We start from the raw sequence: 13,765 nt of genomic DNA on the forward strand, positions 1-13,765 counted from the left end.
GTCACCGCGGCGTGGGCACAGCAGGAGTCAGACGTTGGCGATGTGCCGTACGGCGTCAAGGTAAGGCATGTTGATTGCAGCGTCCGCTACCGCACGAACTGCTGGTTTGGCATTGAACGCAATACCAATTCCTGCCGCACTGAGCATGTCCAGGTCATTGGCGCCGTCGCCCACTGCGATGGTGTGCTCAAGACTGATGCTCTCCGCTGCTGCCCACTCACGCAAGTACTTCTCTTTGGCCGCCCGGTCGATCACAGCGCCAAGCACCTTGCCCGTCAACACGCCGTCGATGATTTCGAGCTCATTGGCGATCCAATGGTCCAGTCCAAGGTCTGCGGCAATGGGACGAAGAATCTGGTTGAAGCCGCCGGACACCACGGCAACAACGTGGCCTGCTTCCTTGAAGGCGGCGACGAGTTCTGCAGCACCAAGGCTGAGGCGCACCTCTTGCCGGACTGACTCGACGACCGCCACGGGCAACCCTGCGAGCACGGCAACCCGGGCATGGAGACTCTGGGCGAAGTCCAATTCACCGCGCATGGCGGCCTCGGTGACAGCAGCGACTTCCTCGCGCTTGCCTGCGTGGGCTGCCAGCAATTCAATGACTTCCTGCTGGATCAGCGTGGAATCGACATCCATGATGAGGAGCTTCCGGGTGGCCTGGCGCAGGCCCTCGGGAACAATGGCTGTATCAAAGCCGTCACTGGCTGCCGCAGCAACGTGCCGCCGAACGGTTGCAAGATCCGCCAACGTCTCCGTGCCCGCAGCAAGACCGGCCGTCATGACACTGAAACGATGATCGCCACCCTGTGATTCCGATGACACCTCGACGCCGGCGTCAGCAAGTACCCTCCGAAGGCCAACGAGGGATTCGGGGGACAAATGCACGCCATAGCTGACTGCAGCCAAGTTCGAAGTCATGGCGTCAATCCTACTGAGCACTTCCTGTCCGCCCGAATTCATTTCGACTGGCAAACACTGCTACGTGACCGGTTATCAGTCATATGGATTTTTGTCCTAGTGTCTACTGCTATGAGTGATGTTCTGGAATTGGCTTCCGTCAGCGTTGTCCGAGGCAAGAAGACCCTGCTGGACAAGGTTGACTGGCAGGTCAACGAAGGGGAGCGCTGGGTCATTCTGGGACCGAACGGCGCAGGCAAGACCACCCTTCTCCAAATTGCCGCAGCCCGGCTCCACCCCAGCAGCGGAAAGGCCGGGATCCTGGATGAGGTCCTGGGTCGCGTTGACGTCTTTGAACTCCGCCCCCGGATCGGACTCTCCTCGGCCGCACTTGCTACCCAGATTCCCGAGCACGAGAACGTCCTGAACGTGGTGGTTACCGCCGCCTACGGTGTTACCGGACGGTGGCGTGAGGGCTACGAGCGCGACGACGAACGTCGCGCCTTTGGGCTGCTGAACGACTGGGGGATGGGCCCGCTGCTCAACCGGACCTTTGCCACGTTGTCCGAAGGGGAGCGCAAGCGTGTGCAGATTGCCCGCGCCCTCATGACGGACCCCGAACTGTTGCTCTTGGATGAACCGGCTGCGGGCCTGGACCTCGGCGGCCGGGAGGAACTGGTCCACAAGCTCGGCGAGTTGGCCGGCGACGAAGCCGCACCCGCCATGGTGCTGGTCACCCACCACCTTGAAGAAGTGCCTCCAGGGTTCACCCACGCCATGCTGCTTCGCGAAGGTGGAGTGGTCGCTGCCGGCCCCATCAAGGAAGTCCTCACCGACGAACACCTGAGCACCACGTTCGGCCTTGCCCTGGATGTCTCGGAAAACGGTGGCCGTTACACTGCCACCGCCCGCCGCTAGAGCGGTCCGGTAGCCAACAGTGGAGATTCTTAGCAGCATCCTGGTCTTTTTTGCCGGCTTGTGGGCCGGCACCATCAACGCGGTAGTCGGCTCCGGCACGCTGGTGACCTTCCCCGTGCTCATCGCCATCGGCATCACACCCGTGGTTGCGTCCATGAGCAACGCCATGGGCCTGGTGGCTGGCACAGCAGCAGGGGCGTGGGGTTACCGCCGCGAGTTGGCCGGCAGGGGACGGCAGCTGATGAAGCTGCTGCCGGCCTCACTGCTGGGCGGCATCACCGGTGCTTGGCTGTTGCTGCATCTGCCGGAGAAAGTCTTCCACTACGTAGCGCCCGTCCTGCTTGTCCTGGCGCTCCTGATGGTGCTGTTCCAGCCCAAGCTGCAGGCCTGGGTGCACAGCAGGGAACAAAACCCCGAACATGCCATCCGGGACCGCAGCCACGGCATCCTCCTGGTGGTGCTTGTCTACCTCGCCGGAGTCTACGGTGGCTATTTCGTGGCGGCGCAAGGGATCTTGCTGGTAGGCATCCTCGGTGTGTTCCTCACGGGAACCATGCAAAATGCCAACGCCATGAAGAACATCCTGGTGCTCGGTGTCAACATGGTGGCAGCAATCTCCTACCTGATTTTTGCTTTCGACCGCATCGAATGGCTGGTGGTCCTCCTCATTGCCGTGAGCTCCACCATCGGCGGCTTGGTGGGATCAAAGGTTGGCCGGAAGTTGTCCCCGCGCGTCCTCAGGGCCGTCATCTTCACCCTGGGGATAGTGGCCCTGGGCTTCATGATCGCCAACCTGCTGAAATAATCACCCGGTGACATTCCACTACCTTGAGTCCGCGGATGATCCGCGCGTGACGGACTACACCACCCTCACCGATGTGCACCTGCGGAAGTTGCGCGAGCCGGAAGAAGGCATGTATATCGCCGAATCCTCCAGGGTCCTGCGCAGGGCACTGGCGGCCGGGCACCAGCCCCGCTCCTTTTTCCTGGCAGAGAAGTGGATGGAAGACCTCGACGACGTTTTCCAGGCATATCCGGACGTTCCGGTGTTTATCGGCAAGGCTGCCTTGCTGGAGGAAATCACGGGATTCCACCTGCACCGCGGTGCAATGGCGGCAATGCACCGGCCGGCCCCTGTTCCCCTGGAAGTGCTGCTGGCCAACGCGCGGCGCGTGGCCGTGCTCGAGGACATTGTTGACCACACCAACGTGGGAGCCATCTTCAGGTCCGCTGCTGCACTTGGCGTGGACGCTGTCCTGGTCTCTCCACGCTGTGGAGATCCGCTCTACAGGCGCAGTGTCCGGGTCAGCATGGGAACGGTCTTCCAGGTTCCCTGGGCACGCCTGGAAAGCTGGCCTGACGACTTGTTCCGCCTCAAGGAGCAAGGCTTCACCGTGGCAGCAATGGAGTTGACCGAGGACGCGGTGGATCTGGATGATCTTGCGGCGAAGCAATATTCCAAACTGGCCTTGGTGCTCGGTACAGAGGGTGCCGGCATGAGCCAGGACACGTTGGCCGCGGCGGACCTCGCAGTCAAGATTCCCATGCATGCCGGCGTTGACTCACTCAACGTCGCCGCTGCCTCGGCGGTGGCCTTCTGGGAACTCCGCCCACGGGACTGACCGGCGGTTCGTCTGGCGGGGCGCTTTCCGCTATGATTGGTTGTTGGCCCGGCAGCTGGATTATTCTTCCTGCAGCAACCGGACCACCTCCATTCATACCTGGCAACTGGCAAAATCCAGTTGCGTGAACAAAAGGTCCCATTATGAAGTCTGATATCCACCCGAAGTACGAAGCTGTTGTTTTCAACGACCTGGCTTCCGGTACGCAGTTCCTGACCAAGTCCACCGTGTCTTCCTCGAAGACCATCGAGTGGGAAGACGGAAACACCTACCCGGTTATCGACGTCGAAATCTCTTCGGAGTCCCACCCGTTCTACACGGGCAAGCAGCGCATCATGGACTCCGCTGGCCGCGTCGAGCGCTTCAACGCCCGCTTCAAGGGCTTCGGCGGCAAGAAGTAACCACTTCACCCCAAGGCTTTCAAGGCCCGCATTGCTGGATCTCCGGCGATGCGGGCCTTTGCGTTTTCCGGCAAGATGGAACGCATGACTTCCAGCCCTGGGCAGCGACCCACCCTCAACGACGCCGACCACCCCTTTCACGGCGAATATAAAGTTCCCGGCGGCAAACTGGTGGTGGTTGACCTGGACGTCGTGGCGGGGAAGTACGCCAACGTCTCGCTGAGCGGTGACTTCTTCCTTGAACCGGACGAAGCCCTGCAGGCCATCAACGCCTCACTCACCGGACTTCCGGACAGCTCAACGGCAGCAGACATCGCCGCAGCCGTCACGGCCGGGCTGCCCAAGGATGCCGTCCTGTTTGGGTTCTCCGCGGAAGCCGTAGCTGTCACCGTCCGCCGTGCACTGGCCAAAGCCACCAGCTGGGCGGACCACCAGTGGGACGTCATCCCGCCGTCCGTGCTGCCCACCCAGGTGAACGTCGCCCTGGACGAGGTCCTCACTGAAGAGGTAGGCGCCGGATTGCGCAATCCTACGCTGCGCTTCTGGGACTGGGAGGAGCCATCCGTGGTGATAGGCAGCTTCCAGTCGGTACGCAACGAGGTGGACCCGGAGGGTGTAGCCCGCCACGGCATAACCGTGGTGCGACGCATCAGCGGTGGCGGCGCCATGTTCATGGAAGCCGGCAATTGCATCACCTATTCGCTCTACCTGCCCCAGACCTTGGTGGACGGCATCAGTTTTGCCGACTCCTATGCTTTCCTGGATGCCTGGGTGATGGCAGCCTTGGAGAAACTGGGCATCACGGCTTTCTACGTTCCCCTCAATGACATCGCTACCGAACAAGGCAAGATCGGGGGCGCAGCCCAGAAGCGCCTGGCGAACGGTGGCATGCTGCACCACGTCACCATGAGCTACGACATCGATGCCGACAAAATGGTGGATGTTCTTCGCATCGGCAAGGAAAAACTCTCGGACAAGGGGACACGGAGCGCCAAGAAGCGTGTTGATCCGCTTCGACGCCAAACGGGGCTCGCCCGCGCGGCTATCCTCGCGGCCATGCAGGAGGTCTTCGCGGAACGCTATGGCGCCGAAGAGTCCCGCCTCACCGAGGCCGAGCTCGGTGAGGCCAGGAAACGTGTAGAGGCCAAGTTCGGCACCGACGAATGGTTGAACCGGGTTCCGTAGCCGGCCGGTGGGAACTACCCCACGGCGGCCTGTGCCGTGAGTGCCCGCACCAAGTGGCTTCGCTGCTCGATGACTATCCGGCGCAGGGCGCGGGGAGCGTCAGCGTGCGCCTTCAGCCAAGCATCCGTCCGTACCAGCACCGGATGTTCGGCGGGCTGCATGCCCTCGCTCAAGTCCTGGGCGCCCGGGAACAATCCGCGCACAATCCTGCCGGCAATCTCGATGCTGCGTTCCGCCCATACCTGCTCGAGACAGTCGAAGTAGCGTTCCACATACGGTTCCAACAGGAACCCTGGGGCCGTGGAGAAACCCGTGATGGTTGCGCTCAGGATCTCGTTGGACAGCCCAGGGCTGTTAACCATGGAATCCCACGCAGCTGCCTTGACTGAGGCATCCGGCACGGCCGCCGATGCCAGGGCATGGCCCTCCCTGCCGGACGCTGTGGTATCGGCCTGCAGTTCCCGGTCCAGTTCGGCGCGTGACGCCTGGCCTTGGGCGGACAGGGCCTGCCAGAAGCTCCACCGCAGTTCTGCGTCCACCGCAAGTCCGTCAATGACAATGTTGCCTTCCAGGATTCCGCGCAGCAAAGGAAGTTCAGTGTCCCCATGCCGGGACACGTCTGCCAAGGTCCTGGCCCATGCCAGTTGTTGGTCTGAACCGGGGGCTGCTGCCTTCATCCTGGCCGCCACGACTGCGAGGAAATCCTTGCGTACCCCTTCACGGGCTGCCGCCGGAACGTAGCGTTCAATGGCGCCGGAGGCATTGCCAAGGACGTTCAACAGGACCCCGATGCCTGTCTCCGAGGAGGCAAACTGCTCCACTGCGGCCACGTAGCGCACGGCGGGCGTCACACCGTCGCGGGCAGAATCCCACAATGCGGTCCAGCAGAGGGCGCGGGCCATGGGATCGGTGATTTTGTCGAGCGACGTCCGGACCGTGTGTTCGGAATCCGGATCCAGGCGGACCTTGGCGTAGCTCAGGTCGTCATCGTTGACCAGAAGCAGGGCCGGACGGCGCTTGCCGTTCAGTTGGGGCACCAACGTGCTGGGCCCTGTCACGTCCACCTCATGGCTTTCGGACCGGACGAGCCGGCCCGAAGCATCAGCGTCGTACAGGCCCAACCGCAACCGGTGCGGTCGGAGTTCCTGATGTCCCGTGATGGGGTCAATAGCATCCTGCCGAAGCGTCACGGCGCCAAAGACGCCGTTGTCGTCCACGATTTCTGCCGAAATCGTGGAGATGCCGGACGTCTGAAGCCATTGACGGGCCCAGTCTCCAAGGTCCCTTCCTGATGCGGTACTGAGTGCGCGGAGGAGGTCCTGGAGAGAGGTATTGCCGAACGCATGGTCCCGGAAGTACTGACGGGAGCCGGCAATGAAGGCATCAAAGCCTACGTAGGCCACCAGTTGTTTCAGTACCGAAGCGCCCTTGGCATAAGTGATCCCGTCAAAGTTCTGCTTGGCTGCTTCAAGGTCCGGGATGTCGGCCACAATCGGGTGCGTGGTGGGCAGCTGGTCCTGGACATAGGCCCAGGCTTTACGCTTATTGGCGAAGTTCACCCATGCGGTGTCCCAATCGGTGGCACGGTCCACGCCAAGTGTCCCCATGTAGTCGGCGAACGACTCCTTGAGCCAGAGATCGTCCCACCAGTTCATGGTCACGAGGTCGCCGAACCACATGTGGGCCATCTCGTGCATCAAGGTGTTCGCACGGGCCTGGTACTGGGCATCGGTGGCGCGGGAGGCGTAGACATACTTTTCCGTGAATGTGACCAACCCGGGATTTTCCATGGCTCCGAGGTTGTATTCGGGCACGAAGGCCTGGTCATACTTACCCCACGGGTAGGGGTAGTCGAAGAGGTCGTTGAAGAAGGCCAGCCCGCTTTTGGTCAACCGGAACAGTTCTCCGGCATCGAAGGAGTCCGCCAACGAGGCCCTGCAGAAAAGTGCCAGCGGCACGTCAAGGCGGGTGTCGTCGTCGAGCGTTACGCCCCAGTGGTCAGTTGCCTTGAAGTAGGGTCCCGCGAGGACGGTGGTGATGTACGTGGACATGCGTTGGGTTGTGGCGAAATCCCAGCGCGCGGCGCGGGTGTCACCGGCCTCCGGTGTCCGCAGTTCCTCAACTCCGTTGGACGCAACTTCCCAGTTTGCCGGAGCGATCACGTGGAACGTAAATTCGGCCTTGAGGTCCGGCTGTTCGAAGTTGGCGAAGACCCGGCGGCTGTCCGCAGGTTCGTACTGGGTGTAGAGATAGCACTGTCCATCGGCGGGATCAACAAACCGGTGCATGCCCTCGCCTGAGCGGCTGTAAAGCCCTGTTCCGGTTACGGTGACCGTGTTCTCGGCTGCCAGTCCGGCCAGGGTGATCCTGTCGCGGTCCACCACCGATCCGACGTCCAACGCCTGGCCGTTCAGCACCACGGACTGCACGCCGCCATGGATGAAATCCAGGAAGGTGGCAGAGCCTGGCTCAGCGGAGAAAGTGATGGTGCTGGTACTCGGATAACCGGAGACGGCGGGATCTTCCGCGTCGCGGACATCGAGGGTGACGTCGTAGCTGTGGGTGGTGATCAGGGCTGAACGGGTAGCGGCTTCATCGCGCGATAGATTGTGATTCGACACACAGCTATCTAATCATGATCAAGGCGGCGCCCAGGCCCAGCGATGCGATGAGCAGCCAGGAGCCCAGGGCTACCAGAACAGCCCGCCCTCCGGTGTGGATCAGGGTCCGTATGCGCACGGCTGAGCCCAGTCCAAAGAGCGCCGTCGCCAGCAGAATGTCCTGGACCGCTGCCGCGATCTCCAAGGCCACCGGCGGGGCCCAGCCCAACGACCGTACGGCCACCAATGCGAGGAAGCCCACCACGAACAGAGGGACAATCGGCGGAAACCTGCTCTCCATTCCGGCCGTTCCATTGGCGCGTTCCCGGACATGGAGAACCCGCTGATGAAGCCCCGCGGTGGCTGCTATCGGTGCCAGCAGGACAACCCTCGTCAATTTCACGACGACGGCGATTGCCAACGCCGAAGTCCCGGCGGTTTGGGCGGTGGCTACCACCTGGCCGACGTCATGGACGGAGGCCCCTGTCCATGCACCGAACTGCCCAGGGCTGAGGCCCAAGGGGTGCATGAGCAGGGGAAGAACCCCAATGGCCAACGTGCCGCAGAGGGTCACCAGCGCTACTGGCAGGACCGTGTCCTGGTGCCTGATCCGCCGCACTGCAGCCATGGCCCCGATCGCCGATGCGCCGCAGATGGAAAAGCCTGTGGCAATCAACAACGCCGCCTCGCGAGGGAGACGCAACAAGCGGGCCAGGCCATACGTTCCTGCGAAGCTCACCAGGACCACCCCGGCGATCAGCAGCAGTGCCACCCACCCAAGTCCAAGGACATCGCCCATGCTGACCTTAAGTCCCAGCAAGACAATGCCTGCACGCATGAAGTGTTTCCCCGCGAAGTCGAGCCCCGGGCGGGCGCGCCCCGCCGTGAGGACAGCCGTCCCCGGTATATTTGCTGAGAGCAAGCCCAAGGCAACAGCGAGCGTCATGGCCGGAACCGCCGGAAACACGGCGTGGATTGCGAAGGCAAGACCCGTAGCGGCGATGCTCAGGACCAACCCGGGCCCCAGCCGGGACAGCTGGGGCGTAAGACTGTTGAAGGGCATGCCATAACCCTGCCGGATGGGGGCACGGAAAGGCGAACCGGGAGCATCCGGAAACCGCGACACAATCAGTGCGTAATGCGCTCGACTCAAAAAGGTGATTGTCTAATTCCCATGTCTGACCTATTCCAGGATTACTCCGAGGCCGCTGCCCGCAGCGGCGCCTATGACGAGATGTTTGCCCCCGGCCACGTTGCCAGAAAATCCTACGGTCAGGTTTCCGGCGCCTTGCGGGAGCTGTCCCTGGCCGATGTGACCGCCCGGGCCGACTCCATGGCGCGCACGTTCCTGGACCGCGGAGTCACCTTTGACTATGCGGGGGAGGAGCGCCCGTTCCCGCTGGACATCGTTCCCCGCGTTATCCCTGCCGACGAATGGGACGTCCTGGAACGCGGGGTAGCCCAGCGGGTCAAAGCACTGGAGGCTTTCCTCAACGACGTCTATGGACGCATGGCGGTAGTCACCGATGGCGTGATCCCCCGGCAACTCGTCACCACCAGCGCACACTTCCACCGGGCAGTCCACGGATTCGAACCATCCGGCGGTGTGCGTGTCCATGTCTCGGGCATCGACGTCGTCCGTGATGCTGCCGGGACCTTCAGGGTGCTTGAGGACAACGTCCGCGTTCCCTCCGGCGTCAGCTACGTTCTGGAGAATCGCCGGGCGATGGCCAAGGGCCTTCCGGAGGCTTTCGGCCAGCAACACATCCGTCCTGTGGAGGAATATCCCCGGCGGCTTCTCTCAGCACTCCGCAAGACAGCTCCCGCGGGCGTGGACGATCCTACGGTGGTTGTCCTGACGCCCGGCGTGTTCAACAGCGCCTACTTTGAACACACGCTTCTTGCCGGCCTCATGGGCGTGGAACTGGTGGAAGGCCGCGACCTCATCTGCCGCGGCAACCGGGTCTACATGCGGACCACTGCGGGCGAACAGCGCGTGGACGTCATCTACAAGCGCATCGATGACGACTTCCTTGATCCGCTCCAGTTCCGTTCCGATTCCATGCTGGGTTGCCCTGGCCTGGTCAATGCCGCACGTGCCGGGGGAGTGACAATAGCCAACGCTGTGGGCAACGGCGTAGCTGATGACAAGCTCGTGTACAGTTACGTCCCTGACCTGATCCGGTACTACCTTCACGAAGAGCCGATCATCGCCAACGTTGACACTTTCCGGCTTGAGGAAAAGGAAGCCAGGGAGCATGTGCTGGACCGCCTTGACGAACTGGTGGTGAAGCCCGTGGACGGTTCAGGCGGCAAGGGACTGGTCATAGGACCTGATGCCACGAAGGACGAACTCGATGCCCTGCGCAAACGGGTTATTGCCGATCCGCGCGGATGGATCGCGCAGCCTGTCCTGCAGCTGTCAACCGTGCCGACGCTTTCCGGGGACAAATTCGGACCCCGCCACGTTGACCTCCGTCCCTTCGCTGTCAACGACGGCGACGACGTCTGGGTCCTCCCCGGCGGACTGACCAGGGTGGCACTCAAGGAAGGTTCCTTGATAGTGAACTCCAGCCAGGGCGGCGGCTCCAAGGACACCTGGGTGTTGGCCGACTCGCCGAAGCTGCCCGCCGAGGTCATCCCGCGCCAGTCCGTCACCGTCCGTGAACAGGTCTCTGTGTGGCCCGTCGAAAGCAATTGGCGTGACCGCCAAACGGAGCAGCAACAGTGACCCCGACCCACCACCACTTGAACTTCGACCTGCACCCCTCGAAGGAGGCAGTTCCATGCTGAGCCGTATTGCTGAGTCTCTTTTTTGGATCGGACGCTACGTAGAACGCGCCGATGGTACGTCCAGGATCCTGGATGTGCACCTCGAACGACTGAACCACCTGCCCCTCGAGGAGCAGCGGAGCGTAGCCCGGGAACTCCTTGCCGTGATGGGTGCCAAGCCCCAGAGCGAGGACTTCGGACTCCCTGAACTCCTGCATGCCCTCGCTTATGACAAGCAGAGCGCCTCCTCCATTGCCGGTTCGCTGGGGGCTGCACGCGAGAATGCACGGCGCGCCCGGGAAACTGTTTCGCAGTCACTCTGGGAAAGCCTCAACACCACCTATTACGGCCTCAACCAGCATCGCAAGGATGTGGTGGGAACCTACCGTTTCTGCAACTGGGTCCTCGAACGGACAGCAATGGTCCGCGGTCTTGCGGACACCACAGTCAGCCATGACGAGAGTTGGTTGTTCATGGTGTTGGGCCGGTCCTTGGAACGGGCGGACATGACTGCCCGCATGCTCTCAACGCGCGATGTCCAGTCTGCGGGTATGTCGTGGGTCAACATGCTCCGATGCGCGGGCGCCTATGAGTCGTTCATCCGTACGCGCAGGGCTGCCTTCGGAGACCAGCACGCCGCGGAATTCCTGCTGTTGGACCGTTTGTTCCCGCGGTCAATCGTCTATGCCCTGCGCGATGCCGATGAATGCCTCGCGAAACTGGACCCGTCAGCCCAGCGTGTGGGCTTCATCAACGATGCCCGGCGCATTGTTGGCCAGGCCCGCACGTTCCTCGAGTTCCACCGCACAGACGACCTCATGTCCGAGCTGCCCGAGCACATGGAACGTGTGCAGAAGGCCGTGACGCAGGCGTCCGATGCGATTTCCCGTAAGTACTTCAATCAGGCTGATGAGCATGCCTGGGTGGGAGAAGTTTCATGACCCGGCTGAGCATCGTCCACAAGACGGCTTACAAGTACAACCGCCGCGTGACGTTGTCCTATAACGAGGCCCGGATGACGCCCCTCACCGACGGCCAGCAGGTGGTTCTCGAGTCCTCGCTGAAGGTCTCACCCCATCAGGCGTCCGTCAGCACCTACCGTGACTACTGGGGTACCAGGGTCACGGCATTCGATATGCAAATGCCGCATGAGAGCCTTGAGGTCCTCGCCACGGCCACCGTGGAAGTGCACCGCACCGAACGCGTGGCAGTCGAGGACGACATCGTCGGATGGGACGTCATTGCTTCGGACAAGGTCCAGGACGAGTTCAGCGACTGGTTGCCCCAGTCCAGGCTCAGTGGGCCGGGCGAGGAGGTCCTGGGCATTGTTCCCGGCGTTGTGGAGGGTAAGAATCCCCACGAGGCGGCCTTGGCGGTGTTCGCCTGGATGGCCGGTGAGATGACCTATATGAAGGGCACCACCGGGGTGACGACGAATGCCGAGCAGGCGTGGTCCCAGCGCCAAGGCGTGTGCCAGGATCTGGCACATCTGGCCATTGGGGCATTGCGCTGCAGTGGCATCCCTGCCCGCTATGTTTCGGGGTACATCCACCCAAGGTCCACGGCCGACATTGGCGAAACCGTTGCGGGACAGTCACACGCGTGGCTGGAATGGTGGGATGGGGAATGGCGCAGCTGGGACCCCACCAACCACAAGCCTGCAGGCGATTACCACGTCACGGTGGCGCGGGGCCGAGACTACCGCGATGTTCCCCCACTGAAGGGCATCCTGTCCGGTGGCGGCGGCTCGGGACTCTCCGTTTCGGTGGAGATCACGCGCCTCGCGTAGGAGTTCAGTCGCGGAGGAGTTTAATTACAGATAAGGCCCTTAAGAGCTGCTCTTAAGGGCCTTATCTGTACAGAGACTCCAGATTTTCTACCAGGGCGAGGGCTTGTAGTCCTTCAGGAAGACACCGTACTGGTCCTCGCCCTTTTCGCCCATCACTATGGGGTCGTAGACTCTCGCGGCACCATCCACCAGATCCAACGGGGCATGGAAGCCTTCTTCCATGAGCCTGACTTTGGTGTAGTGCGGGCGCTCATCGGTGATCCATCCGGTATCCACCGCGGTCATGAGGATGCCATCGGAATCCAGCATTTCCTGGGCGCTGGTCCTGGTCATCATGTTCAACGCAGCCTTGGCCATGTTCGTGTGGGGGTGTCCGGGGCCCTTGTAGGCGCGGGAGAACTGTCCCTCCATGGCGGAGACGTTGACGATGTACTTCCTGTGGGCCGTCGACCGCTTCATGGCATCCCGAAGTCGGCTGACCAGCAAGAATGGCGCAGTGACGTTGCACAGCTGGACCTCGAGCATCTCCAAGGGATCCACCTCATCCACCACTTGGGTCCAGCTGTTGATCGAGGCGAGGTCGGGGACCAAGCCGCCGGCGTCGATCGCTGTTCCCGACTCGATCCGTTCCAGGGACGCGGACCCGGTGGAGAGCGCCAGAGAGGTAATCGCATCGCCCGCCAGGACAGGGTGCTCGGTGACGCTGCTGGCAAGGGCCAAGGGATGTTTGTCATGGGCATGGCCGAATGTGACCAACTCCGGGCCACCATTGGCAGCGTCAAGGGCGGCAGGCAACGGCTCGTCCTCGGCGTCGACCAAGGGCTTGTAGGCATTGCCGGAGCGCCGAACGGTCTGGGCTGCGTTGTTGATGATGATGTCCAGCGGGCCAGCCTCGTTGAGGGAGTCCGTCAGAGCCATGACCTGCGCCGGGTCGCGGAGGTCAATGCCCACGATCCGTAGCCGGTGCAGCCACTCGCTGCTGTCTTCCATGGCGGCGAAGCGACGGGCCGCGTCCTTGGGGAAGCGGGTGGTGATAGTGGTGTGGGCGCCATCCCTGAGCAGGCGCAGCGCGATGTACATGCCGATCTTGGCGCGTCCGCCGGTCAACAAGGCCCTGCGTCCCGTGAGATCCGTGCGGGCATCGCGCTTGCTGTGGCTGAAGGCCGCGCATTCAGGGCAGAGCTGGTGGTAGAAGGCATCAACCTGCGTGTAGTGCTTCTTGCAGATGTAGCAGGGACGCGAGCGGATAAGGTGGCCTGCGACCTCACCCGTGACGGAGGGGGCCAGCTTGTTGCCACGGGTTTCGTCGTCAATGCGGTCCGGAGCGGCGGTGGCCGTCAGGGCAATGACGGCCCGGTCAGCCTCGGCGATGGAGTCGCGCTTGGTGACCCGGCGGTGCCGCTTGACGGCTTTGAACATCTTGCCGGTGGCACGGCGGACTGCAACGTAGTCCGGGTGCTCCTCGTCATAGACGTGGATCGTGGTCAGAACCTTGAGGCAGGCCTGGATCTCTTCAGGCGTCAGATCGGTGGAGCTCATTGACCTGATTTTACAGCCTTGGGAGCCAGTGGCCTGCCT

At 62.3% G+C, this 13,765-nt stretch carries 12 protein-coding genes; 8 read left to right on the plus strand and 4 right to left on the minus strand.

Annotation, left to right across the window (positions count from 1 at the left end):
• Positions 1-27 precede the first annotated feature (27 nt).
• On the minus strand, positions 28-921 hold the full coding sequence (gene serB / locus ABQM86_RS10875) for a phosphoserine phosphatase SerB (protein WP_280627946.1): 894 nt from the start codon (positions 919-921) through the stop codon (positions 28-30).
• Between the two features lie 111 nt (positions 922-1,032).
• Between serB and ABQM86_RS10880 the strand changes: the two genes are divergently transcribed.
• The 5 genes from ABQM86_RS10880 (at position 1,033) to ABQM86_RS10900 (ending at position 5,026) form a co-directional block, all read left to right on the plus strand.
• The gene (locus ABQM86_RS10880; protein WP_207593543.1) at positions 1,033-1,818 is read left to right on the plus strand and encodes an ABC transporter ATP-binding protein; all 786 of its coding nucleotides are present in this window, start codon (positions 1,033-1,035) and stop codon (positions 1,816-1,818) included.
• 19 nt (positions 1,819-1,837) lie between these two features.
• Positions 1,838-2,623, plus strand: coding sequence for a sulfite exporter TauE/SafE family protein (locus ABQM86_RS10885; protein WP_369746607.1), 786 nt, complete (start codon positions 1,838-1,840; stop codon positions 2,621-2,623).
• A gap of 7 nt (positions 2,624-2,630) precedes the next feature.
• Positions 2,631-3,440, plus strand: a complete 810-nt coding sequence (locus ABQM86_RS10890) for a TrmH family RNA methyltransferase (protein ID WP_369746608.1) — start codon at positions 2,631-2,633, stop codon at positions 3,438-3,440.
• Between the two features lie 143 nt (positions 3,441-3,583).
• On the plus strand, positions 3,584-3,841 hold the full coding sequence (locus tag ABQM86_RS10895; protein WP_017200906.1) for a type B 50S ribosomal protein L31: 258 nt from the start codon (positions 3,584-3,586) through the stop codon (positions 3,839-3,841).
• 84 nt (positions 3,842-3,925) lie between these two features.
• Positions 3,926-5,026, plus strand: coding sequence for a biotin/lipoate A/B protein ligase family protein (locus ABQM86_RS10900; RefSeq protein WP_369746609.1), 1,101 nt, complete (start codon positions 3,926-3,928; stop codon positions 5,024-5,026).
• 14 nt (positions 5,027-5,040) lie between these two features.
• Here ABQM86_RS10900 and pepN read toward each other — a convergent pair whose 3' ends face one another.
• Together pepN and ABQM86_RS10910 are read right to left on the minus strand one after the other, a co-directional pair.
• On the minus strand, positions 5,041-7,647 hold the full coding sequence (gene pepN, locus ABQM86_RS10905) for an aminopeptidase N (RefSeq protein WP_369746610.1): 2,607 nt from the start codon (positions 7,645-7,647) through the stop codon (positions 5,041-5,043).
• A gap of 4 nt (positions 7,648-7,651) precedes the next feature.
• Positions 7,652-8,689 carry a YeiH family protein gene (locus tag ABQM86_RS10910; RefSeq protein WP_369746612.1) on the minus strand — a complete coding sequence of 346 codons (1,038 nt, stop codon included), beginning with the start codon at positions 8,687-8,689 and terminating at the stop codon, positions 7,652-7,654.
• Positions 8,690-8,800: 111 nt separating this feature from the next.
• On the opposite strand from ABQM86_RS10910, the gene ABQM86_RS10915 reads away from it, so the two are divergent.
• The 3 genes from ABQM86_RS10915 to ABQM86_RS10925 are packed head-to-tail and all read left to right on the plus strand — an operon-like array spanning position 8,801 to position 12,187.
• Positions 8,801-10,357 (plus strand): circularly permuted type 2 ATP-grasp protein, encoded by a 1,557-nt coding sequence (locus ABQM86_RS10915; RefSeq protein WP_207593549.1) that lies wholly within the window; start codon positions 8,801-8,803, stop codon positions 10,355-10,357.
• Between the two features lie 55 nt (positions 10,358-10,412).
• Positions 10,413-11,339, plus strand: a complete 927-nt coding sequence (locus ABQM86_RS10920) for an alpha-E domain-containing protein (RefSeq protein WP_026540668.1) — start codon at positions 10,413-10,415, stop codon at positions 11,337-11,339.
• Positions 11,336-12,187, plus strand: a complete 852-nt coding sequence (locus ABQM86_RS10925) for a transglutaminase family protein (RefSeq protein ID WP_280622841.1) — start codon at positions 11,336-11,338, stop codon at positions 12,185-12,187. The genes ABQM86_RS10920 and ABQM86_RS10925 overlap by 4 nt, the downstream gene beginning before the upstream one ends.
• Before the next feature lie 87 nt (positions 12,188-12,274).
• Here the strand turns inward: ABQM86_RS10925 and ABQM86_RS10930 are convergent, their stop codons facing one another.
• Complete coding sequence (locus ABQM86_RS10930) at positions 12,275-13,726, minus strand: SDR family NAD(P)-dependent oxidoreductase (protein ID WP_280622842.1); 1,452 nt, start codon at positions 13,724-13,726, stop codon at positions 12,275-12,277.
• Between the last annotated feature and the right edge of the window lie 39 nt (positions 13,727-13,765).

The organism is Paenarthrobacter sp. AMU7 (genome assembly GCF_041200195.1).
Classification (GTDB): Bacteria; Actinomycetota; Actinomycetes; order Actinomycetales; family Micrococcaceae; genus Arthrobacter.

What these genes read in the sequence shown, in the direction of transcription:
- serB (WP_280627946.1), bottom strand. Translation starts at nt 921, where the DNA reads ATGACTTCGAACTTGGCTGCAGTCAGCTATGGCGTGCATTTGTCCCCC.
- ABQM86_RS10880 (WP_207593543.1), top strand. Translation starts at nt 1,033, where the DNA reads ATGAGTGATGTTCTGGAATTGGCTTCCGTCAGCGTTGTCCGAGGCAAG.
- ABQM86_RS10895 (WP_017200906.1), top strand. Translation starts at nt 3,584, where the DNA reads ATGAAGTCTGATATCCACCCGAAGTACGAAGCTGTTGTTTTCAACGAC.
- ABQM86_RS10900 (WP_369746609.1), top strand. Translation starts at nt 3,926, where the DNA reads ATGACTTCCAGCCCTGGGCAGCGACCCACCCTCAACGACGCCGACCAC.
- ABQM86_RS10910 (WP_369746612.1), bottom strand. Translation starts at nt 8,689, where the DNA reads ATGCCCTTCAACAGTCTTACGCCCCAGCTGTCCCGGCTGGGGCCCGGG.
- ABQM86_RS10915 (WP_207593549.1), top strand. Translation starts at nt 8,801, where the DNA reads ATGTCTGACCTATTCCAGGATTACTCCGAGGCCGCTGCCCGCAGCGGC.
- ABQM86_RS10920 (WP_026540668.1), top strand. Translation starts at nt 10,413, where the DNA reads ATGCTGAGCCGTATTGCTGAGTCTCTTTTTTGGATCGGACGCTACGTA.
- ABQM86_RS10925 (WP_280622841.1), top strand. Translation starts at nt 11,336, where the DNA reads ATGACCCGGCTGAGCATCGTCCACAAGACGGCTTACAAGTACAACCGC.
- ABQM86_RS10930 (WP_280622842.1), bottom strand. Translation starts at nt 13,726, where the DNA reads ATGAGCTCCACCGATCTGACGCCTGAAGAGATCCAGGCCTGCCTCAAG.